Source organism: Phycicoccus sp. M110.8 (assembly GCF_032464895.1).
Taxonomy (GTDB): Bacteria; Actinomycetota; Actinomycetes; order Actinomycetales; family Dermatophilaceae; genus Pedococcus.
The window spans coordinates 227,603-247,396 of record NZ_JAWDIC010000001.1; the positions used below are offsets into that span (position 1 = coordinate 227,603).

General features: G+C 73.4%; 19 protein-coding genes. 7 read left to right on the forward strand and 12 right to left on the reverse strand.

Annotated features, from left to right (window positions below; genetic code table 11):
- Positions 1-72: 72 nt before the first annotated feature.
- Positions 73-648, forward strand: a complete 576-nt coding sequence (locus RKE38_RS01165) for a dihydrofolate reductase family protein (RefSeq protein WP_316005630.1) — start codon at positions 73-75, stop codon at positions 646-648.
- Between the two features lie 23 nt (positions 649-671).
- On the opposite strand, the gene RKE38_RS01170 is transcribed toward RKE38_RS01165, so the two are convergent.
- Together RKE38_RS01170 and RKE38_RS01175 are read right to left on the reverse strand one after the other, a co-directional pair.
- On the reverse strand, positions 672-1,721 hold the full coding sequence (locus RKE38_RS01170; protein ID WP_316005631.1) for a hypothetical protein: 1,050 nt from the start codon (positions 1,719-1,721) through the stop codon (positions 672-674).
- A gap of 274 nt (positions 1,722-1,995) precedes the next feature.
- Positions 1,996-2,532 carry a GNAT family N-acetyltransferase gene (locus tag RKE38_RS01175; protein WP_316005632.1) on the reverse strand — a complete coding sequence of 179 codons (537 nt, stop codon included), beginning with the start codon at positions 2,530-2,532 and terminating at the stop codon, positions 1,996-1,998.
- A gap of 154 nt (positions 2,533-2,686) precedes the next feature.
- Between RKE38_RS01175 and RKE38_RS01180 the strand changes: the two genes are divergently transcribed.
- On the forward strand, positions 2,687-3,046 hold the full coding sequence (locus tag RKE38_RS01180) for an MmcQ/YjbR family DNA-binding protein (RefSeq protein ID WP_316005633.1): 360 nt from the start codon (positions 2,687-2,689) through the stop codon (positions 3,044-3,046).
- A gap of 69 nt (positions 3,047-3,115) precedes the next feature.
- On the opposite strand, the gene RKE38_RS01185 is transcribed toward RKE38_RS01180, so the two are convergent.
- From RKE38_RS01185 to RKE38_RS01195, 3 genes are all read right to left on the reverse strand, one after another.
- Positions 3,116-4,417 (reverse strand): hypothetical protein, encoded by a 1,302-nt coding sequence (locus RKE38_RS01185; RefSeq protein ID WP_316005634.1) that lies wholly within the window; start codon positions 4,415-4,417, stop codon positions 3,116-3,118.
- A complete protein-coding gene (locus RKE38_RS01190) occupies positions 4,414-7,155 on the reverse strand; it encodes a hypothetical protein (protein WP_316005635.1) in 2,742 nt (913 codons plus the stop codon). The genes RKE38_RS01185 and RKE38_RS01190 overlap by 4 nt, the downstream gene beginning before the upstream one ends.
- Positions 7,156-7,350: 195 nt before the next feature.
- Positions 7,351-8,268 carry a polysaccharide deacetylase family protein gene (locus RKE38_RS01195; RefSeq protein ID WP_316005636.1) on the reverse strand — a complete coding sequence of 306 codons (918 nt, stop codon included), beginning with the start codon at positions 8,266-8,268 and terminating at the stop codon, positions 7,351-7,353.
- Positions 8,269-8,468: 200 nt separating this feature from the next.
- On the opposite strand from RKE38_RS01195, the gene RKE38_RS01200 reads away from it, so the two are divergent.
- Both RKE38_RS01200 and RKE38_RS01205 read left to right on the forward strand, forming a co-directional pair.
- Positions 8,469-9,458 (forward strand): aldo/keto reductase, encoded by a 990-nt coding sequence (locus RKE38_RS01200; RefSeq protein WP_316005637.1) that lies wholly within the window; start codon positions 8,469-8,471, stop codon positions 9,456-9,458.
- A gap of 115 nt (positions 9,459-9,573) precedes the next feature.
- Positions 9,574-11,118, forward strand: a complete 1,545-nt coding sequence (locus tag RKE38_RS01205) for a phospholipase D family protein (protein ID WP_316005638.1) — start codon at positions 9,574-9,576, stop codon at positions 11,116-11,118.
- A gap of 10 nt (positions 11,119-11,128) precedes the next feature.
- Here RKE38_RS01205 and RKE38_RS01210 read toward each other — a convergent pair whose 3' ends face one another.
- Positions 11,129-11,791 carry a DUF1345 domain-containing protein gene (locus tag RKE38_RS01210; RefSeq protein ID WP_316005639.1) on the reverse strand — a complete coding sequence of 221 codons (663 nt, stop codon included), beginning with the start codon at positions 11,789-11,791 and terminating at the stop codon, positions 11,129-11,131.
- A 129-nt stretch (positions 11,792-11,920) separates the two neighbouring features.
- Positions 11,921-13,036: a DNA glycosylase AlkZ-like family protein gene (locus tag RKE38_RS01215; protein ID WP_316005640.1), complete on the reverse strand. Its 1,116-nt coding sequence runs from the start codon at positions 13,034-13,036 to the stop codon at positions 11,921-11,923.
- A gap of 138 nt (positions 13,037-13,174) precedes the next feature.
- On the opposite strand from RKE38_RS01215, the gene RKE38_RS01220 reads away from it, so the two are divergent.
- Positions 13,175-13,921: a hypothetical protein gene (locus RKE38_RS01220; RefSeq protein ID WP_316005641.1), complete on the forward strand. Its 747-nt coding sequence runs from the start codon at positions 13,175-13,177 to the stop codon at positions 13,919-13,921.
- Between the two features lie 35 nt (positions 13,922-13,956).
- On the opposite strand, the gene RKE38_RS01225 is transcribed toward RKE38_RS01220, so the two are convergent.
- Together RKE38_RS01225 and RKE38_RS01230 are read right to left on the reverse strand one after the other, a co-directional pair.
- Complete coding sequence (locus RKE38_RS01225) at positions 13,957-14,592, reverse strand: VanZ family protein (protein WP_316005642.1); 636 nt, start codon at positions 14,590-14,592, stop codon at positions 13,957-13,959.
- The gene (locus RKE38_RS01230) at positions 14,589-15,317 is read right to left on the reverse strand and encodes a M15 family metallopeptidase (protein ID WP_316005643.1); all 729 of its coding nucleotides are present in this window, start codon (positions 15,315-15,317) and stop codon (positions 14,589-14,591) included. The genes RKE38_RS01225 and RKE38_RS01230 overlap by 4 nt, the downstream gene beginning before the upstream one ends.
- 90 nt (positions 15,318-15,407) lie before the next feature.
- Between RKE38_RS01230 and RKE38_RS01235 the strand changes: the two genes are divergently transcribed.
- Positions 15,408-16,103, forward strand: a complete 696-nt coding sequence (locus RKE38_RS01235; protein WP_316005644.1) for a response regulator transcription factor — start codon at positions 15,408-15,410, stop codon at positions 16,101-16,103.
- Positions 16,096-17,181 (forward strand): HAMP domain-containing sensor histidine kinase, encoded by a 1,086-nt coding sequence (locus RKE38_RS01240; RefSeq protein ID WP_316005645.1) that lies wholly within the window; start codon positions 16,096-16,098, stop codon positions 17,179-17,181. Before RKE38_RS01235 ends, RKE38_RS01240 begins: the two co-directional genes overlap by 8 nt.
- An 88-nt stretch (positions 17,182-17,269) precedes the next feature.
- Here the strand turns inward: RKE38_RS01240 and RKE38_RS01245 are convergent, their stop codons facing one another.
- The 3 genes from RKE38_RS01245 to RKE38_RS01255 all read right to left on the reverse strand — a co-directional run bounded on the left by RKE38_RS01245 (position 17,270) and on the right by RKE38_RS01255 (position 19,780).
- Positions 17,270-18,034, reverse strand: a complete 765-nt coding sequence (locus RKE38_RS01245) for a MerR family transcriptional regulator (RefSeq protein WP_316005646.1) — start codon at positions 18,032-18,034, stop codon at positions 17,270-17,272.
- Positions 18,035-18,113: 79 nt separating this feature from the next.
- Positions 18,114-18,872: an ABC transporter permease gene (locus RKE38_RS01250; protein ID WP_316005647.1), complete on the reverse strand. Its 759-nt coding sequence runs from the start codon at positions 18,870-18,872 to the stop codon at positions 18,114-18,116.
- Complete coding sequence (locus RKE38_RS01255; protein ID WP_316005648.1) at positions 18,869-19,780, reverse strand: ABC transporter ATP-binding protein; 912 nt, start codon at positions 19,778-19,780, stop codon at positions 18,869-18,871. The genes RKE38_RS01250 and RKE38_RS01255 overlap by 4 nt, the downstream gene beginning before the upstream one ends.
- Positions 19,781-19,794: the final 14 nt, after the last annotated feature.

The window sequence follows — 19,794 nt, forward strand, 5'->3', positions numbered from 1 at the left end:
AGGTTGCCACAGGTGCGACGACCCCGCGGTGTGGGAGCCTTCCGTGTCCCGCCGTCGACCCCTGGAGGCCCCGTGCGCAAGGTCGTGCTCTACACCCTGATGTCCCTCGACGGTGCGGTCGACCACCCCGACCGCTACTTCGCGCCAGGACCGGGGGATGCGGAGGTGCCGGAGTTCGACGAGGGGATGATCGCCTTCGAGGCGGAGGTGATCGGCTCGCAGGACGCGGTGCTGCTCGGGCGGGGCATGTACGACGAGTGGTCGGGCTTCTGGCCGACGGCGGACTACCAGCCGTTCGCCGACTTCATCAACGGCGTCACGAAGTACGTGCTCACGTCCACCCCGCTCGACCGGCAGTGGTCGAACTCCGAGGCCGTCCACCGCCCCGTCGCCGACCTGGTCCGCGACCTCAAGGCGGCCCCCGGTCGCGACATCGGCGTCCACGGCAGCATCGAGCTCGCGCGCTCGATGCTCGCCCAGGGCCTCGTCGACGAGCTGCGGCTGGTGGTGGGGCCGACCGTCGGCTGCACGGGGCGGCGGCTCTTCGCGGACGGCAAGGCCCCGCAGCGGCTCGAGCTCGTCGGCGCGAGCGCCACGCCGAGCTCCGCCCTGCTGCTCACCTACCGCGGGCCAGCCGCAGGGAGGTGAGCGGCGCGGGCGCCGACCGCGGGTCAGCCCCTCGCCGGCAGCTCCGTGGCGAGGAGCTCGTGCAGGGTCTGGCGGTGCTCCGCGGTGAGCGGGCCCTCCTCGCCGAGCGCGGCGGCAAGGTCCCGCACGACGACGAGCCGGACGTCGCCCCAGTTCCCCGACTCGGTGTCGGCGGCGTCCCGGGTGCGGACACACAGCAGCCCCTCGACCCGCACGGCCTCCAGGTCCACCCCGGCGAGCACGCTCCGGACCGCGCCCACCTGCGCACGCACCGTGGCAGCGCTGGCGGCGTCACCGAGGAGCCGGGTGTGCACCACCATCACCCCGGCGGGACCGACGGCGAGGTGGGAGACCTCCGCCCGCCTACCGGGCAGGCCCCGGTGGTGCAGCGACAGGAGCCCGGGCGCGGCGTCCAGCAGACCGGCCACCGCGACGTCATGGGCCCGCGAGGCACGGGCGATGTCGCGCTCTCCGCGAAAGGACCGGACGGTGAGGACGCGCGAGAGGAAGCCCTGGCGCCGTCGGCGCGTCGCAGCAGGCTCGACCTCCCTCGCGGTTCCCGAACCGGTGTCGGCCTCCGCGACGAGCCCGGTCTCGGGATACGTGTCGGCCTCCGCGGGGAGCCCTGCCTGCTCCGCCGGCGCCTCCACGAGGGTGAGATCGCCCGTGAGCGAGACGTCCTGCCCCGACGAGACCGTTGCATCGGCCGCGAGGGGCATCTCGTCAGCGGCGTCGGCGCGCGGGACCACACGGAGGTGGGGCCGCGGCCGCGACTCGGTGGGCTCCTCGGCGGCCGCGGGGGCCCCGACGGTCGCGGACGCGGGGGCGACGGTCAGCGCCTTCAGTCCCTGCAGGGTGGCTGAGAGCATCGACGCCTCGGACGTCCACTCCACCGGGCGGGAGCTCTGCCGGTCGGACGCGATGGCGTGCTCCACCACGGAGGTCACCTCCGCGTGGCAGGAGGGGCACCGCAGCAGGGAGATGGTCGGGGCGTCGGCCGGCGTCGACGCGTCGTGCGCCGTGCCGGGCACGCGAAGCGGAAGCGGCTGGTTCGGGCTGGTCTGGTGCGCCATGGGACATCCCCCTCCGAGGGCTCGTGGCGCAACGATGGCACCGGCACCCGCGTGATCCGCTGGTGTCGTTGAGATTTGGACAGTTCCGGGTAGCCGACTGCCCTACGTTTGGTGGGAATGGGCCAAGACTTCGTCAAGCGCCTGCGCAAACCCCTGCCAGCTCCTACCATTCGCTCCGGCAGGACGTCCGGTCCACTCCCCCGTCCATGGCGAGGGCGGGCCCGGGGGCACCGTCGGGGACGGGGCCGTGCAGTCCGGCGGGCACCGACCTGGCTCAGAGCGGGCGCACCAGGACGAGGGTGGTCCCGTGGACCTCGTCGACCTCGGCCTCCCCTGTCTCGGCGAAGCCGAGCTTGGCCAGCACGTGGAGCGACGCAGCGTTCCAGTCCCACACGGTCGCCCAGATCCGTTCGTGGCCCACGGCCCTCGCCCGGTCCAGCACCGCCGCGGACGCCTCGGTCGCATAGCCGCGTCCCCACGTCCGACGCAGCAGCTCGAACGCGATCTCGAGCTCGCCCGGCCCTCCCCGGTCGCTGTCGACGAGACCGCAGCAGCCGACGACGTCGTGGTCGGCCCTGCGCTCGACGGCGAGGAGCCCGTGCACCCACCTCGGCTCGGTGCGGATGGCGTCCTCGAGGTCCTGGACCGTGGGGCGACCGTCGGCGTCGATCCTGCGGTGCGGCGGCACCCGCGCGTCTCGCTCGGCCCACAGCTCGCGCAGGACGGCCGCGTCCGACACCCGCCACGGACGCAGCCGCAGGCGCTCGGTCCCGAGGACGACGTCGGGTCCGGGGGTCGCGTCGGCCGTCATGCCCAGGACCCTCCCACAGGGCCCCGGCACGCCCTCGCCGCCGGGGCACGCCGACCCGGGCCGCCCCCGTGCCCGATGACTTCATGGCCCTGCCGGGGTCATGCTGGTATGCCGTGGTGCCGGACGGCGGTCGCCGTGGACGGGAGGGGGACGCGTGGCGAGGATCGAGGACGTCCTGCCGCTGGCCACAGAGCTGGAGCGCTCGTACCCCGTGCACGTGCGCGGCCGGCTGAAGTTCCGGGTGGGCCAGATCGTCTACGTGGCGTTCTCCCGCGACGAGTCCGTCATGGGCTTCGCCTTCCCCAGGGAGGAGCGTGCCGCCCTCGTCGAGAGCGACCCGCGTCGGTTCTCGATGCCGTCCGTGTCGGACCTCCGGTTCAACTGGGTGCACGCCAACCTCCCCGTGCTGGACCCCACGGAGGCCCGCGAGCTCGTCGTCGACGCCTGGCGGATGGTGGTGCCGCAGAAGCTCACCCGCGCCTACGACCTCACCCACCCCGAGGGACCGGGCTGAGGCGGGCCGGCCGCCCGTCGCCCTCGGACGTCCGCGCACGCCCACCTGCCCGCGCCCGGCACCCCCGGCTCAGCCCAGCACGACCACCGTGTAGCCGCCGAAGACCTGGCCCTGCTGGCTCGCCGTCACGCGGTACACGTGGGCCGAGCCCGGCGGCGGCGGTTCGTCCGTCGTCGTGAGGCCCACCTGCTGGTGGTCGGCCGTGACCTCGTGTGTCGTGGCCCCGCCGACGCCGACTCCCCCTCCCCCGATGTCCCGGGGTGGCGTCAGCAGGACGTCACCAGTCGGCGGTGCACCGGCCGGGAACTGTCCCCGGACTCCCGTGCGCAGCTGGAGCCACGGCATACCCACCGGGACGACGCGCTCGACCGCAACGGTCGCCGGTTCGTCGTAGAGGGGGCCGACCCGCAGCATGAGCGGGGCATCCACCAGGGCAGCGGCCGCGACCGCCTCGAACCCGCCGCGCGCCCGGAGCCCCTGCCCCGCGCCGGTCGCGATGACGTGGATGTTCCGTTGTGCCACATGGCGGTTCAGCGCGGCGTCCCACGGTGGCGTGCCGAGACCGTCGGACGTCTCGTCCCAGACCCGCACGACGAGGCACTCGTGGCCACCGTTGACGAAGGTCGGCACCCACACGGTCGGGCACTTGACCACCCGGTGGCTGCGGCCGCTGTCGCGGGCACCCAGCGAGACGATGGTCTCGCCGATGAGGTTCGCGCTGCCCGGCCCGATGCCGAGCGACGGGTCGCACCAGAAGAACTGGACGATGACGTTCGGCGCCTGCGCCCGGCCGAAGTTCCAGACGTGGGCGTAGAGCGTGTTCGGCATGCCGGCCAGGGCCGTCTGCCCGAGGTCCGGGGGGATCTCGGGGGCGAAGGCCGGCTCGACTCCCGCGAGCAGCAGGATGTCCGGGCTCTCCCAGAAGGGACCGACGACCGGCCGCGCGCCCAGGTCGCCCGGGTTGGCCCGCATGAAGAGGAACGGCAGGTACATCTGGTCCCGCGGTCCCGGCCACTGGTCCGGCGGGTGGTGGTCGAAGTTGCCGGGCTGCACCACGCCGCCCGGCAGCTGGCCGGTCGACGTCCCGCAGTGGTGCCCGGGGCGCTTGGGGTTCTTCCACCCCACCGTCGTGCCGTCGTCGCCGTGCCCGTGGTCCCCGTGTCCGTGGTCGTGGTCGCCGTCCCCGTGTCCGTGGTCGCCGTGGCCGTGGTCGCAGCCCCGGTGGTCCTGGTCGTCGTGGTGCCCGTGACCGCCGCCCGCGTGACAGGAGCACCGGCACCCGCAGCAGCAACAGCCGTGCTCGTGGTGGCGCCCGTGTCCGCGCTCGTCGTCGTGGTGGTGACCGGCGTGGCTGCAGCAGTCGTGGCTCATCGCTGTTCGCCTCCCCCGTGCGTCTCGTTGTTGCCTGCGGTCCCGCCGTGGCCGTGGGTCTCGTTGTTGCCTGCGGTCCCGCCGTGGCCGTGGGTCTCGTTGTTGCGTGCGGTTCCGGCCTCGTCGTGGATCCCGGGACCGTGGGGGTGCGGCCCGTCATGGGCGCCGGGCCCGTGGGTTCCGGGCCCGTGCGTGGACGGGCCGTCGTGGGTGCCGGTGCTGGGGACGTCCGAGCCCGGCGGGTCGACGTAGTGCAGCTTCATCGCCGGCTGCGGTCGCCACTTGGTGTGGACCCCGTCGTAGAGCTGCGGCTCGACCAGCGGTGTGCGGTAGGGGATCCCGAGGTCCGTCTTGTCCGTCTCCTCACCGCGGATCCAGTCCCAGGTGAGGTACGCGTACGCCCGGTCTGCGTCGAGGTTGAACTGCGTCGAGTACCCCGTCGGGTTCGCCAGCTGCCCGATGAGGTAGGCCGAGAACGGCACCGGGTCACCCAGCGGGCTCTGCCGCACCCGCGCCTTGCCGATGAAGGCCTCGTTGAGCTGGTCGGTCTGCCACGGCGTCTGCGCCCGCTCGTACCGGTACCGGGCCTCGCGGTCCGGCGGCGCCGTGGTCCGGAAGAACACCTCGTCGGGCCGCGTGCCCTCGGCATACGGTCCCGGTCGCATCGGCTTGTATGCCGTGGCCGGCCCCTTGGGATCCGCCGCGCTCGGGTCGTAGGTCTCCGTCGGTGTGGTGATCTTCGTGTCCGAGCTGCCGCCGGTGTCGAGCAGGCTGGTGCTCGGGTACGCCCACGGGCGGCGGAACTCCCAGTCCTCCCAGTCGGACCCGACCGCGCCGTGGTAGCGCAGCACCGGGTAGTACGGGTAGTTCGGGTCGCGCGTGGAGTGGCTGACGATGACCGACGGGTCGGAGTCGAGGTGCCCGAGCGGGTCGATGGCGTCGGCGAGCGCCTGCTGGAACGCGCCGTCGACGGTGGCGCCGAGGGTGATCAGCGGCAGGTCGATCTCGTTCGGCAGCCGCAGCTCGCCGTCCTCGTACCGCTGCTCGCCGTGCGGCATGAGGATGCCGGTGTGCGCCATGACGTCGTGGGTCTTCGCGGCGATGTCCCAGATCTTCATCGCGAGCTCGTAGATGCCGAGGCGCACCGGGTACGTCAGGGGGCTCAGCGCCATCTTGATGAGGTCGCCGACGAGCTTGATCGCGTCCTCGATCTCCTTGATGGCCCACTCGATCAGCGCCACGAACACCTCGCACACGTCCACGATGGGGTTGGAGGAGTCGACGCCCGAGAAGTCCGGGGGCTGGGCCAGGTTGGTGAAGTCGGAGGCCGGCGGGACGATGACGAAGTCGGGTTTGCGCGGCTTCTGCAGCTCCCACGACCCGCTGAAGTTCAGCTTGTACAGCGTGATCATCAGCCGGTACATCGTCTGGACCTGCCACGGCATCGGGAAGCCCTGTGGCACAGGGAAACCGGGCGGCGGCGCGATGCCGTCGAGGATCTCCTGGAACGGCTTGTCGAGGCCGTGCCCGGTGACGTCCTTGACGACCGTCGTCAGCAGCCCGCTGTCGATCGTCTGCTGGAACGCGTCGCCCTGGTAGATCCGTGGGTGCGGGTGGTCCTGGAACGTCTCGAGCATCGCCTTGACGATCGCGTCGGCCATCCAGCCCGGCATCTCGCCGTCGACGTCGAGCTGCTCCTTGCGGGTGTCGGGGTCGTCGGACAGCGGCGACGGGCGCTGGGCACCTCGCGGGTCGTCCGGCGTGAGCTGCACGAGGAACCACAGGGCCGACATCGACAGCTCGGGGTAGTCGTCGGTCCTGCCCCACGGGTCCTGCGGGATCGTGCCGCCCTCACCGGACTGCTGGTAGTTCCACGCGTCGATGTGGTTCTCGATGAGGTGGTGCCTGGTCGGGTGGTCGCGGTACGGGCCGCCGCACTGCTCGTTGACGAAGCTGTGGGCGATGGTGTCCGTGCCGCCGTGGACGATGTACCCGAGGGCGAAGGCGAGGAACTGGTCGGACCGCTCCCGGCCCTCGTCGGTGCCGTCGTCGAGTGCCTGGGCCTGGCGCACGAGGGCCTGGCACATGGCCGAGGTGCGGCGGTAGTGGGCCATGTCGCTCCAGAGGAAGTCCTCCTCGGGCCAGCCCTTCTGGATGACCGTGTTCATCAGTCCCCAGATGTCGGCGAAGGAGGTGAGCTCCTCGAGGCCGATCTGCTTGATCGCGACGAGCAGCTCCTCCAGACCCGTCTGGATCTCGCCGAGGATGCCGCCGGTGAGGTCGTCGGCGAGCTCGCCCACGGTGTCGACCAGCGGGCCGAGCGTCTTGTCCCACCACTTCGTGAAGTCCTGCCAGATCTTGTCCAGCTTGATGAGGAACCGGATGATCCCGGCCAGCGTGGAGTTGACCTCCTCGAGGATCACCAGAAGCGGCTCCCAGTCGTCCTCCTTGGCCGCGTCGAAGTAGTAGTACGTCGACAGCGCCAGCATGATGAGGTCCGAGCGCGGGCCCAGGACGTCGTTGCTCCAGTCCTGGGAGAAGAAGAACAGGTCCGGGCCGATGGCCCCGACGGCGGTGAACTTCTCCCAGTCGTGCATGACCTGGGCGCACTTCTGCGGGCTGAAGGCGGAGGGGACGTCGTCACCCCCGCCCAGCCCCGGCCAGTCGTCGAACTGCCCGCTCGCGAGCAGGTCTGCGACCCGGCGCGCCGTGTAGATGTGGGTGAAGTGACCAGGCATGGCGGACCTCGGCTCGGCCGGTGGTGCGGAACGGTGTCGGATGTGGTGGGTATGCCCCGTTGAGTCGCCGCGTGCTGCATTTGACTGTCCTGCGGCCCCTTGGACCTGTCATCCACCGTTTGCATGACTGTGCTGGGGGCGTCGGTGTGGCAACCGCCCCGATGCGATCCGACCGACTTTCGCAGCCGACCCGCCTCAGCCGGGCGGCTGCGTCAGCCGGCGGAAGAGGAGCCCGCGCTCGAGCAGCAGCGGCAGGCCGCGCTCGTACCCGGCGGCGGTCCCGCCGTCCGGGTGGTTGACGTGCGAGATCACGACCGACCCCGGGCGCACGCCCGCCAGCTGCGCGGCGACCTGGGCGGGCGAGAACGTCGCGCCGGCGTCGCCGTTGACGTCGAACCCGGCCACCTGCAGGCCCAGGTCGTGCACCACCCGCAGCGCCACGTCGTCGTAGTGCGCCGTGCCGGAGCGGAACCACCGCGGGGCGCGGCCGGTGAGCGCCTCGACCGCGTCGATCCCGCCGCACACCTCGTCCCACACCTGCCCGACGTCCCGGGTCCCGCGGATCCCGTATGCCGCCCGTCCGGTCACCGACAACGGCAGGTGCCGGACCCCGTGGCTGCCGACCTCGAACAGCGGGTCGCTCGCCAGCTCGGCAGCGATCGACGGGTTGGCCCGGACCCACCGCGCGTTGAGGAAGAACGTCGCCGGCACGGCGTGGTGGCGCAGCAGCTCGACGAGGCGTGCGTCGTACCCGTCGCCGTGCGGTCCACCGCAGGCGTCGAACGTCAGGGCCACCGCGCGGGCCGGGGCGAGGTCCGTCGTGGTCCCCGGCAGGTCCATGCCCCACGCGCGAGGTGACAGCCCGGCATACCGGCGCACCTCGGTGGCGCGGCTGGGACGGGTGAGCTGGGGCGCCGAGGGACGCGCCGCCGCCGCCCTGGTCGGACGTCGCGGCCGCCCGGCAGGCGCCGCCGACGCAGGCCCATCGCCGGAGCCGCGTGGGGTGCGCGCCATCCTCGCCGCATCCCTCTCCTCGACCGCGCGCGCGACGGTCGCGACGACACCGCCGGCGCCCGCCGCCAGCAGCAGGCGCCGGGTGACACGTGCGGACATCGGACCTCGTCTCCGGGCTCGGCTGCGGCCCACGCCGGACCGCCCCGCCACGGTGACAAGCGTGGCTGGAAGACGGTTCAAGACACGCCCGCACCACCCGGGAACCGTCCGTTCGGAGGAGTCCCCGCGCTGGACGCGCACCGGCGCGCGGCACCGACCCGGCATACGGTGGAAGGACCCGACCCCCAGGAGGACCTCGCGTGGACACCCGCACCCTCGGCAACGCACTGACCGTCTCGCCCATCGGCCTCGGCTGCATGGGCATCAGCCAGAGCTTCGGCCCCTCCCCCGAACGCCCGGCGATGGTCGAGTTCCTGCGGCAGGCCGTCGACCACGGTGTCACGTTCTTCGACACCGCCGAGGTCTACGGGCCGTACGCCAACGAGGAGGTCGTCGGCGAGGCCCTCGAGCCCGTGCGGGACTCGGTGGTCATCGCCACCAAGTTCGGCTTCGCCTTCGACGAGGACGGCCGCCAGGACGGTGTCAGCAGCCGACCGGAGCACATCCGCGCCGCCGTCGAGGGGTCGCTGCGGCGCCTGCGCACCGACGTCATCGACCTGCTGTACCAGCACCGGGTGGACCCCGACGTCCCGATCGAGGACGTGGCCGGCACGGTGAAGGAGCTCATCGACGCGGGCAAGGTCCGGCACTTCGGGCTGTCCGAGGCCGGGCCGACCACCATCCGCCGCGCCCACGCCGTCCAGCCGGTGACGGCGCTGCAGAGCGAGTACTCGCTGTTCTGGCGCGAGCCGGAGGAGTCGGTGCTCGGCACGCTCGAGGAGCTCGGCATCGGGTTCGTCCCCTTCAGCCCGCTGGGGCGGGGGCTGCTCACCGGGCAGGTCAAGCGCGGCGACACCTTCGGCGAGGGCGACATCCGCGCGAACCTCCCGCGGTTCAGCGGTGAGGCGCTCGACCACAACCTCGCGCTCGTCGACAGGGTGACCGCCGTGGCCGAGCGGGTCGGGGCCACGCCCGGGCAGGTCGCGCTCGCGTGGCTGCTGTCCCGCAAGCCGTGGATCGTGCCGATCCCCGGCACCCGTCGGCTGGAGCGGCTGGACGAGAACCTCGCGGCCGCGGACCTGCAGCTGGGCGCGGACGACCTCGCCGAGCTGACGGCAGCCTCGGACGCCGCCGACGTGCAGGGTGACCGCTACCCCGCGGCGATGCAGGCGATGATCGACCGCTCGTAGGGGTCATCCGCCCGACCCGGGCGCCGTCCGCCGCGCCCGGGAGGCGTCCGCCCCGCCCCGGGAGGCGTTCGCCCCGCCCCGGGCGCCGCGGTCGAGCGCTGGCTACGATCCGAACGTGGCCCTCGCCGAGTGGTTCCTCAGTCCGTCGGAGCGCGGGAACCCCGCCACCCGGCTCGACAGCCGGCACACGCCGGCGACCGGCTGGACCGAGGGCAACCTGGTGCACCCGCTCGTCCACGGCGCGACCTACTTCGCCGAGCTTCTCGCGCGTGTCGGCGAGCTCGAGCGCGGCGACCTCCTGCTGTTCGTCGACTGGCGGGGTGACCCCGACGAGCGCCTCACCGGCGAGAGCGGCAGCGAGGTCGCGGCCGTCTTCGCCGCGGCCGCCCGGCGCGGCGTCGACGTCCGCGGCCTGGTCTGGCGCTCGCACTGGGACCGGCTCGCCTTCTCCAGCGCGGAGAACCGCACGCTGCAGGAGGACGTCAACGCCGCCGGGGGCCAGTGCCTGTTGGACATGCGGGTGCGCACCGGCGGCTCGCACCACCAGAAGTTCGTCGTCCTGCGGCACCCCGGCCGGCCGGAGCGCGACGTCGCGTTCCTCGGCGGGATCGACCTGTGCCACAGCCGCAGGGACGACGCCGCCCACGAGGGCGACCCGCAGCGCCAGGCGATGGCGGCGGCATACGGCCCCCGCCCTCCGTGGCACGACGTCCAGCTGCGGCTGACCGGTCCGGTGGTTGGTGACGTCGAGACGGTGTTCCGCGAGCGGTGGGAGGACCCGCAGGTGACGAGCCGCTCGCCGTTGCGGTGGGCGGGGGACGCGCTGCACCACGACCGGGTCCGTCCGACGCCGCTGCCGCCCCAGCTGCCGGACCCGGCCCCCACCGGACCGCACCCGGTCCAGCTCCTGCGGACGTACCCGCGCCGTGCCGGCGGCTACCCCTTCGCCCCGCGCGGCGAGCGCAGCGTGGCCCGGGGGTGCGCCAAGGCCGTGCGACGGGCCGAGTCGCTGGTCTACGTCGAGGACCAGTACCTCTGGTCACCGGACGTCGCCCGGACGTTCGGCGAGGCCCTGCGGCGCAACCCGCGGCTGCGCCTCGTCGCCGTCCTCCCCCACCGGCCCGACCAGGACGGGCGCCTGTCCATGCCGCCCAACCTCGTCGGCCGCGACCGCGTCCTGCGGCACCTGCGGGACGTGGCGCCGGGACGAGTCGCCTTCTACGGCATCGAGAATGCCGCGGGCACGCCGGTCTACGTGCACGCCAAGGTGTGCGTCGTCGACGACTCGTGGGCCAGCGTCGGCTCGGACAACTTCAACCGGCGCTCGTGGACCCACGACTCGGAGGTGTCCGCGGCCGTCGCCCACGAGGGGTACGCGCGCGGTCTGCGCGAGGAGCTGGTGCGCGAGCACCTGGGTCTGGGCGACGCCGAGCCGGCTCCCGGCATCGAGGACCTCTTCGACGCGTTCGCCGCGCGGGCGGCGGCGCTCGACCGGTGGCACCGAGAGGGCCGCAGCGGCCCGCGGCCGCCCGGGCAGGTGCGGCCGGTCCACGACCCGGCCCTCGGCCGGCTGACCCGGACCTGGGCCGAGGTCGCCTACCGGTACGTCTACGACCCCGACGGCCGGCCGCTGTCGCTGAGGCTCCGCCGCCGGATGTGACCTGCGGCGGCTACTTGGCCAGCCCCGCGACGAGGTTGACCGTGACGCTGATGACCACGGCGCCCAGCAGGTACGACAGCAGCATGTGGCGCAGGATCGTGGCGCGCAGGTCCTGGCGGCTGATGTCGGTGTCGGACACCTGGAACGTCATGCCCAGGGTGAAGGACAGGTAGGCGAAGTCGCTGTACCGCGGGTCCTCGTCCTGGTTGAAGTCGATGCCGCCACCGGGCTCGTCGCCGTAGTACATGCGGGCGTAGCGCACCGTGAAGAGCGTGTGCACCATCGCCCAGGCCAGGGCGACGCTGAGCACCGTGAGGACGGCCTCGACCACCTTGCCCGACCCGCTGCCGGACGACCCGGCGCCGAGGAAGAGCCCGACCGCGCCGAGGCTGGCGACCGCCGCGGTGAGGACCGCGACGTCGGCCGACTTCTGGCCCGGGTCCTCGCGGGAGGCGTGCTGCCTGGTGGCACCGCCGTCGAGCGGCCAGATGGTGAACCACATCCACCCGACGTAGAGCGCGGCGCCCGCCATCCACCCGACGAGCAGGCCGAGCTGCCAACCGGCCGGTGTCGCCGACGTCCCGACCCCCGCGACCAGTCCGACCGCGACCGAGGCGAGCAGTCTGGGTCGCGCTGTGGCGCCACGGATCCCGCCCTGCGGCGCCGCGCTCACACGAGGCTCGTGAGGGCGCCGGGTCGGGTGTCGTGCAGTGCAGGGTCGGGTGACATGGGCGCGACGGTACCCGCCTGACCTGCGGGAACACCCGTGCCGGATGTCATGGGTGCCGAGGGCCCCGGGGGCTCAGGTGAGGACCGACAGCCGCAGGTCGAGACCCAGGATGCCCGCCGTGCGCGCAGCCTCCTCCTCCAGCGCCCGGGTCGGCGGTGGCTCCGCGCCGCACCACTGCACCGACAGCTCGTCGCCGCGGTGCGACCAGGTGCCGCGCACCACCCCGCCGACGACGACCGGGTTCCGCCGGCGCGTCACGTCGTCACGCAGGCACGCCGGGGTGACGCGGTCGTCCTTCGTCCCGGGACCCATCACCCAGGCGTCGTGCCCGGGGAGGAACCGCACGGCTCCAGACGGCCGCGCCGCGAGCAGTGCCTCGAGGTCGTCCTCCAGCACCAGCGCGATCGTCCCCTCGATGTCCACGGACACCAGGACGTCGGCCAACCCGTCGAGCCAGCGGTCGATGCGCCGCCGCCCGGCGCTGAGGCCGTTGCCGAGCCAGTAGTGCAGGTGGTCGGGCGTCGCAGGACCGTACGCCCGCAGGTACGCCCTCACCGCGCGCGGACCGGCGTCCTCGAGGTCGGGTATGCCGCGCCAGTGCGGGCTCGCGTCGAGCCGCTGGAACGTGGCCCTGCCGTCCCGCGGCGGGCCGAAGCCCATGTCCCCCTGCCACGTCAGGGGCTTGACGAGCGTGCCGGCGCCCTCGTCGAAGACCGGCCGCAGGTGCCGGTACGCCGGCTGGCTCGTGAGCGCCTCACCGAGCTCGGCCACCGTGAGCGGTCCCCCGGCCAGGGCCTCCCGGACGGCGGCCCGGAACGCGGGCCACGCGTCGGCGGACAGGCCGTAGAACTCGACCCAGCTCGGCAGCTCCCACTGCCGTCCGGCCGCGCGCAGTGCGAGGTAGGTGCCACCGTCCTGCGCCGACAGGTAGTGCACCGCACCACGGAAGGCGAACGCCTTCACGACGGTGCCGTCCGCCAGCGCCTGCGCCAGCTCGCCGGGCCGGGACCCGCGGCGGCGCGTGCGGACGGCCAGCTCGGCGAGCGACTCGTCCATCGACGGCACCGCGCCCAGCCGCCGCACCACGTCGGCCACCGACTCGGACCCGACCGGGTCGAGCAGCTGCCGCTCCAGCCGCCAGGCCAGCGCTGTGCTCCACGTGGTCCTCGGTCTGGTCCGTCCTGCCATGCCGGCACCCTTGCACGGGTTGCGGACGGTCCGCGTCCTCGTCGCGGGTGCAACCGTGCGACCGGGACCAGCCGAGAACGCCGGACGTCGCGATCCGAACCACAGGCGCCGCACAGCGAGGGCTGGCAGAGTGACGCCGTGCAGTCCGCGGCGCAGGGGTCTGGAGGCGCCCTGCAGCGCGCCGTGACGGAGACGCTCGCAGAGGCCGTGGGACGCGAGTCGCGTGAGAACCCGGTGCTCGCGCGGACGGGCGGCCCAGCCGGCAACGCACTGCTCACCGCTTGGACGGCGCTCGTGCTGCTCGCCCTGTCGGTGGCCGAGCTGCTGACCCTCTTCGACGTCCGTGGCCTGATCTCGTGGCACGTCGCCCTGGGCGCGCTGCTGATCCCGCCGGCCGTCATGAAGACCGCGAGCACCGGCTGGCGGATGGCCAGCTACTACCTGGGCCGCAGGCCCTACGAGGTGGCCGGCCCGCCACCGCTGCTGATGCGCCTGATCGGGCCGCTGGTCGTCGTGTCCACGCTCGGCCTGCTGGCCACCGGCGTGCTGCTCATCCTCCTCGGCGAGGAGGAGGCGCGGCGCGCGAGCATCACCGTGCTGGGGTTCCGCGCCGACTGGGTGACTGCGCACCAGGGCTTCTTCGCCGTGTGGGTCGGGGCGGTCGGGCTGCACCTGCTCGGTCGCATCGTCCCGGCGCTGCGGGCGACGGTGCTGCGCGGCGCGGCCGGCGAGCGCGCCGTGCCGGGGCGTTGGGCGCGGGTGCTCTGGTTCGCGGTGATGGTTGTCGGCGCAGCGGCGCTGGCGGTCGTGCTGGTGCACGCCGACAGCAGCTGGGCCTCGCACGGGTTCGGGGGCCGGCCCGGCCTCCGCCCCGAGGACGGCTGAGGCCGCTCCCCACCACCCAGGGGCGGGGTGAGCCCTCAGGGGTCGACCCCCGTGGCGACCCGGGCGGGCGCACCGTGCCGCCGCAGCAGGCTCGCCCCGCGGATCAGGGCGGTCGACAGTAACGCTGCGAGCGCCGCCCCGGTCGTGTTCAGCAGGACGTCGTCGACCGAGGACACCCGGTCCAGGGGCAGGACGTACTGCGCGACCTCGATGAGGGTGGAACAGGCCGCCGCCAGGCCCGTGACCCGCAGCACCGAGGCACAGGCACCGAGACGGAGTGGGGCGAGGAACCCGAGGGCGGCGAGGAGCAGCAGGTTGCCGACCACCTGGAAGGTCGACATCGTCGCGAGGTCCCGCAGCGGGACCAGGCTGACCGCGCCGCGGGCCTGCCCCGCGCGAGCGCCCGGAAGCATCGTCATCCAGACGAAGGGCGCCGTCCCGTAGACCATCCCGACCTCGGACACCGCCCAGCGCCAGGCCCGCGCCGGCGGGACACCGGAGGACCTCCGCCACCACGCCACGCCGCACACGGCGGCCATGGCGACGGGCAGCAGCAGGGCGGTGACCACGACGACGCCGGTCTCGGTCCCGAGCCAGGCGTGCCACCCCCACTCCCGCAGCCCGCGGCCGGGCGGGACCGGTGCCGACGCAGACGGTCCCCACCCGGTCACTGGTGCATCCTCGGGTCCTGCGTCGGGTCGGCGTACAGGGCCGGGCACCCGTGGTCCTGCGCCCCGGTCCGGAGCTCGAAGTGCCAGGGCTCGTTGCGGTAGACCCGGCAGAGCCCGAACGCGGCACCGTGACGGGACATCCAGCTCGCGGCGGCCGTCGGGCCGATGTCCACCGCGTCCCCCGAGACGTGGGCGGAGGTCTGCGGGGTCGCCACCCAGCGGGCGGCCTCCGCCGCCGACCCGTACCGCGCGACCGCCTCCCGCAGGAGCTGCGCCTGGTATGCCGCGCTGCGCCACCCGCTGTTGACCTGCACCTCGACGCCGTCGTGACGGGCCTGCGTGGCAGCCTCCCTGAGGGCCCCAAGGAGCGCGGGGTCGAGGTTGACGAGCGCTGCGTCGTGGGCGTCGAACACCGGCACCCCGCCGTGGACCGCGCCGTCGTCCTCAGCACCCGCCGCCGACCCGGGTGGCCGGTGTGGGGCGCGGTCCGCCACGACGGTGCCGCGCCCGGCACCGGTGGTGGTGGCGGCCCCCTGGCGCGGGAGCCCGCTCGTGGGCCGGTCGGTCGTCGTCGGTCGGTGCGCCGTCGCGGACGGTTCGGGGGCCTGGTCGTCGGGGGTGGCGAGCGCAGCCCCGGCTGTCGCGGCCGCAAGGAGGGCGAGGACACCCAGCGCCGTCCGTGCGCGGCGCCGGGCCCTGGTGTGGGGCAGGTGGCTGGTGGGCATGGATGCCAGTGAAGGAGGGGCCGTGTTGCCGGGCCGTATGCGAATTCGGATATGCCGGCGATATGCCGCGCCTCGTAGCATCTGGGGACCATGCGCGTGTTGGTCGTCGAGGACGAGCCCTGGCTGGCGGACGCCGTCCGCGATGGCCTGCGCCTCGAGGCGATCGCCGCGGACGTCGCCCTCGACGGTGACACAGCCCTGGAGCTGCTGGCCGTGAACACCTATGACGTCGCCGTGCTGGACCGCGACATCCCGGGGCCGTCCGGTGACGAGGTCGCGCGACACATCGTGGCCTCCGGCACCGGGCTGCCGATCCTCATGCTCACGGCGGCCGACCGGCTCGACGACAAGGCGTCGGGGTTCGGCCTCGGTGCCGACGACTACCTCACCAAGCCGTTCGAGCTGCGCGAGCTCGTGCTGAGGCTGAGGGCCCTCGACCGCAGACGCGCCTCGAACCGGCCCCCGGTGCAGGAGGTCGCGGGCGTGCGGGTCGACCCGTTCCGCCGCGAGGTCCACCGCGACGGCCGCTACGTCGCCCTCACCCGCAAGCAGTTCGCGGTCCTCGAGGTGCTCGTCGGGGCGCAGGGCGGGGTGGTCAGCGCGGAGGAGCTGCTGGAGCGGGCGTGGGACGAGAACGCCGACCCGTTCACGAACGCGGTCCGCATCACCGTGTCGGCCCTGCGCAAGCGGCTGGGCGAGCCCTGGGTGATCCGGACCGTGCCGGGGGTCGGCTACCGCATCGACGCCGCGCCCGGCTCCGACGACGTGGGACCGGACCATGGCTAGGCCGGCAGGCCCCAGCGTCCGGCTCAAGCTGACCCTGAGCTACGCCGGGTTCCTCATGGTCGCCGGGGCCCTGCTGCTGGCCACGGTGTGGGTGTTCCTCCTGAGGTACGTGCCGAGCCAGGCGCGCTTCGGGCCCGGGCCGTTCAGCCCGACGCGGGGAGACCTCCAGGCCGCGTTCGCGCCGCGCGCGGCGCAGGCGCTGGCGTTCCTGCTCGTCTTCGGCCTCGTCGGCGGGTGGTTCCTCGCCGGACGCATGCTCGCGCCGTTGGCCCGGATCACCGAGGCCACCCGCATCGCCGGCACCGGGTCGCTGTCGCACAGGATCCGGCTCGAGGGCCCCGGCGACGAGTTCCGCGAGCTGGCCGACGCCTTCGACTCGATGCTGGCGCGGCTCGAGGCGAGGGTCGCCGAGCAGCAGCGGTTCGCGGCCAACGCCTCGCACGAGCTGCGGACGCCGCTCGCCGTCACGCAGACCCTCCTCGACGTCGCCCGCGAGGACCCGGACACCGACCACCACGAGCTGGTCAAGCGCCTTCGTGCGGTCAACGGCAGGGCGATCGAGCTCACCGAGGCACTGCTCCTGCTCAGCCGTGCCGACCAGCGGTCCTTCGCCCGGGAGCCCCTCGACCTGTCGCTCCTCGCAGAGGAGGCGGTCGAGACCCTGCTCCCCCTGGCGGAGGCGCGCGGCACCACCCTCCGGGTGACCGGGCAGCCGGCGCGGGTGCCCGGCTCGCCGGCGCTGCTGCAGCAGGTGACGACCAACCTCGTGCACAACGCCATCGTCCACAACCTGCCGCAGGGCGGCGCGGTCCTGGTCGGCACCGAGGTGCAGGGCGAGGAGGGGCTGCTCACGGTGGAGAGCACCGGCGAACCACTGGCGCCGGGGCTGGTGGCCACCCTGGTCGAGCCGTTCCAGCGCGGCACGGGACGCGCCCGCTCCGAGCACGCAGGCGTGGGACTGGGCCTGGCCATCGTCGACAGCATCGTGCGGGCGCACGACGGCTCCCTCGTCCTCGCGCCACGCCCCGGCGGGGGCCTCTGCGTGACGGTCCGCCTGCCCCGGATCGCGCAGCTCTGACCAGAGTCATGCAGTCCTGACCAGCGTCATGCAGTCCTGACCGGCGTCGCGCCGTCCTCGACGGCAGACGCCGCCCCGGTCGCCGTCCTTAGCCCACCTGCTCGACCCGGCGGATGTTGGTCCAGCCGGTCCAACCGCGCTCCTCGAACCGGGCCAGGATCGTCTGCGCCCCCGCGACCCTCGCCAGGAAGACACCGTCGAGCAGGACCGCGAGGTCCTCGGGCAGGGACCCCTCGTCCCACTCCTCCTCGGGCACTGCCTCGAACTGCTCGACGAGGCGGTCGGCGACCGGCACCAGGCGTGGGTCGTCGGCCGGCCAGTGCGCGATGTCGGCCAGCTCCCGGTAGAGCTCGCGGATGCCGGGGTCGTCGAGCTGGGCCTCCTTGACCTGCATGTAGAACGGCATCCGCTCCGGCAGGTGGGCGGCCACGAGGATCCAGGCGTCCCGCTCCGCCTCGACCATCTCGTCCGGGACGCCGACAGCGCGCAGCCGCTCCAGGTAGGCCACCGCCTCGGCCGGCAGGGCCAGGCTGTCGCCGGCGGCCAGCCGGGCGATCCGCTCCCGGTGGCGCTGTCGCTCACGGATCTCGGCCCGCAGCCGCCGGTCGATCTCCCCCACCGCGGTGGCGAACTCCCCCTCGCCGGCTGACAGCAGCTCGCGCACCCGGGACAACGGCACCCCGGCGTCGGCGAGGGTGCGGATGCGCACCAGCTCCACCACCGCCGCCGCGTCGTAGCGGCGGTACCCGGAGGAGTCCCGCTCGGGCTCCGGCAGGAGCCCCTTGGCGTGGTAGTGACGGACCGCGCGCACCGTCACCCCGGCATACGCCGCGAGCTCGCTGATGGTCAGCATGGCCTCATTCTCCCCACGGAGGTCTCCCGCGCCGCCCACCCCGCGGGGGTGGGCGGCGGAGCCGGTGCGGTGTGCCGCGTCACGCGACCCTGGCGCGGTAGGTCCGCATCGCCAGCACGTAGGCGAGCAGGAGCAGGCCCACGCACCAGGCCAGGGCGACCCAGATCGCGCTGCCGACCGGCTGCTCGGCATACAGGGCCCTGATGGTGTCCACGATCGAGGTGACGGGCTGGTGCTCCGCGAACCAGCGCACCGGGCCGGGCATCCCGGCCGTGGGCACGAACGCCGAGCTGAGGAACGGCAGGAAGATCAGCGGGTAGGAGAAGCCGCTCACACCGTCCACGGTCTTGGCCGTGAGACCCGGGATGACGGCGAGCCACGTCAGCGCGAGCGTGAACAGGACCAGGATGCCGAGCACGGCGAGCCACGCGAGCACCCCTGCGCCCGAACGGAACCCCATCAGGACCGCGACGAGCACGACGATCACCAGGGAGGTCAGGTTCGCCACCACGGAGGTCAGCACGTGGCTCCACAGGACCGCGGACCGCGCGATCGGCATCGACTGGAACCGCTCCACGATGCCGCCGGACACGTCGGTGAACAGGCGGAAGGCGGTGTACGCGATCCCCGAGGCGACCGTGATGAGCAGGATGCCGGGGAGCAGGTAGTCGACGTAGCTGCCACCGCCGATGTCGATCGCGCTGCCGAAGACGTAGACGAACAGCAGGAGCATGGCGATCGGAGTCACGGCCGTCGTGATGATGGTGTCGGGGCTGCGCAGGACGTGCCGCAGGGACCGCTTGGTCAGGACGGTGGTGTCGTGCAGGGCGGTGGTCATCGGGCGTCCTTCGCGGTCGGCTGGTCGGGGGTGGGGGTGGTGGCCGTGGCTGTGGCTGTGGCTGAGGCGGCGGCTGCGGCAGAGGCGGTGGCCGGGGCGGTGGCCGGGGCGGTGGTGCGGTCGTGGCCGGTGATCGCGAGGAACACGTCCTCGAGGGACGGCTGCTTCTCGACGTACTCGACCTCGACGGGTGGCAGCAGTGCCTTGAGCTCGGCGAGCGTGTCGTCGGCGATGATCCGGCCCTCGTGCAGGACGGCGATCCGGTCGGCGAGCTGCTCGGCCTCGTCGAGGTACTGCGTGGTCAGCACGACGGTGGTGCCGCGGTCCGCGAGCTCGCGCACGGTGTCCCATACCTCGAGGCGCGACTGCGGGTCCAGGCCGGTCGTCGGCTCGTCGAGGAAGAGCACGGCCGGGTCGCCGATGAGGCTCATGGCGATGTCGAGCCGGCGCCGCATGCCTCCGGAGTAGGTCGCCGCCTGCCGGCTCCCGGCCTCGACGAGGTCGAACTGCGCCAGCAGCTCGTCGGCGACCCGGCCGGGGTCGCGCTCGCGGCGGAGCTGGGCGATGAGCACCAGGTTCTCCCGGCCGGTCAGCACCTCGTCCACCGCCGCGAACTGCCCGGTGAGGCTGATGGACGCGCGGACCAGCGCGGGCGTCGTCGCGACGTCGTGGCCCTCGACGGCTGCCGTGCCCCCGTCGGCCGCGAGCAGCGTCGACAGGATGCGGACGAGTGTCGTCTTGCCCGCCCCGTTGGAGCCCAGGAGGGCGAACACGGTGCCGGCGGGAACGGTCAGGTCGACACCGCGCAGGACGTCGTTGTCGCCGTACGACTTCGTGAGGCCGGCGACGGCGACAGCCGGTCCGGTGGTGGTTCGTGGGGGCGCCGTGGGCGCTGGTGTGGTGGTCATGCGGACAGCGTGCA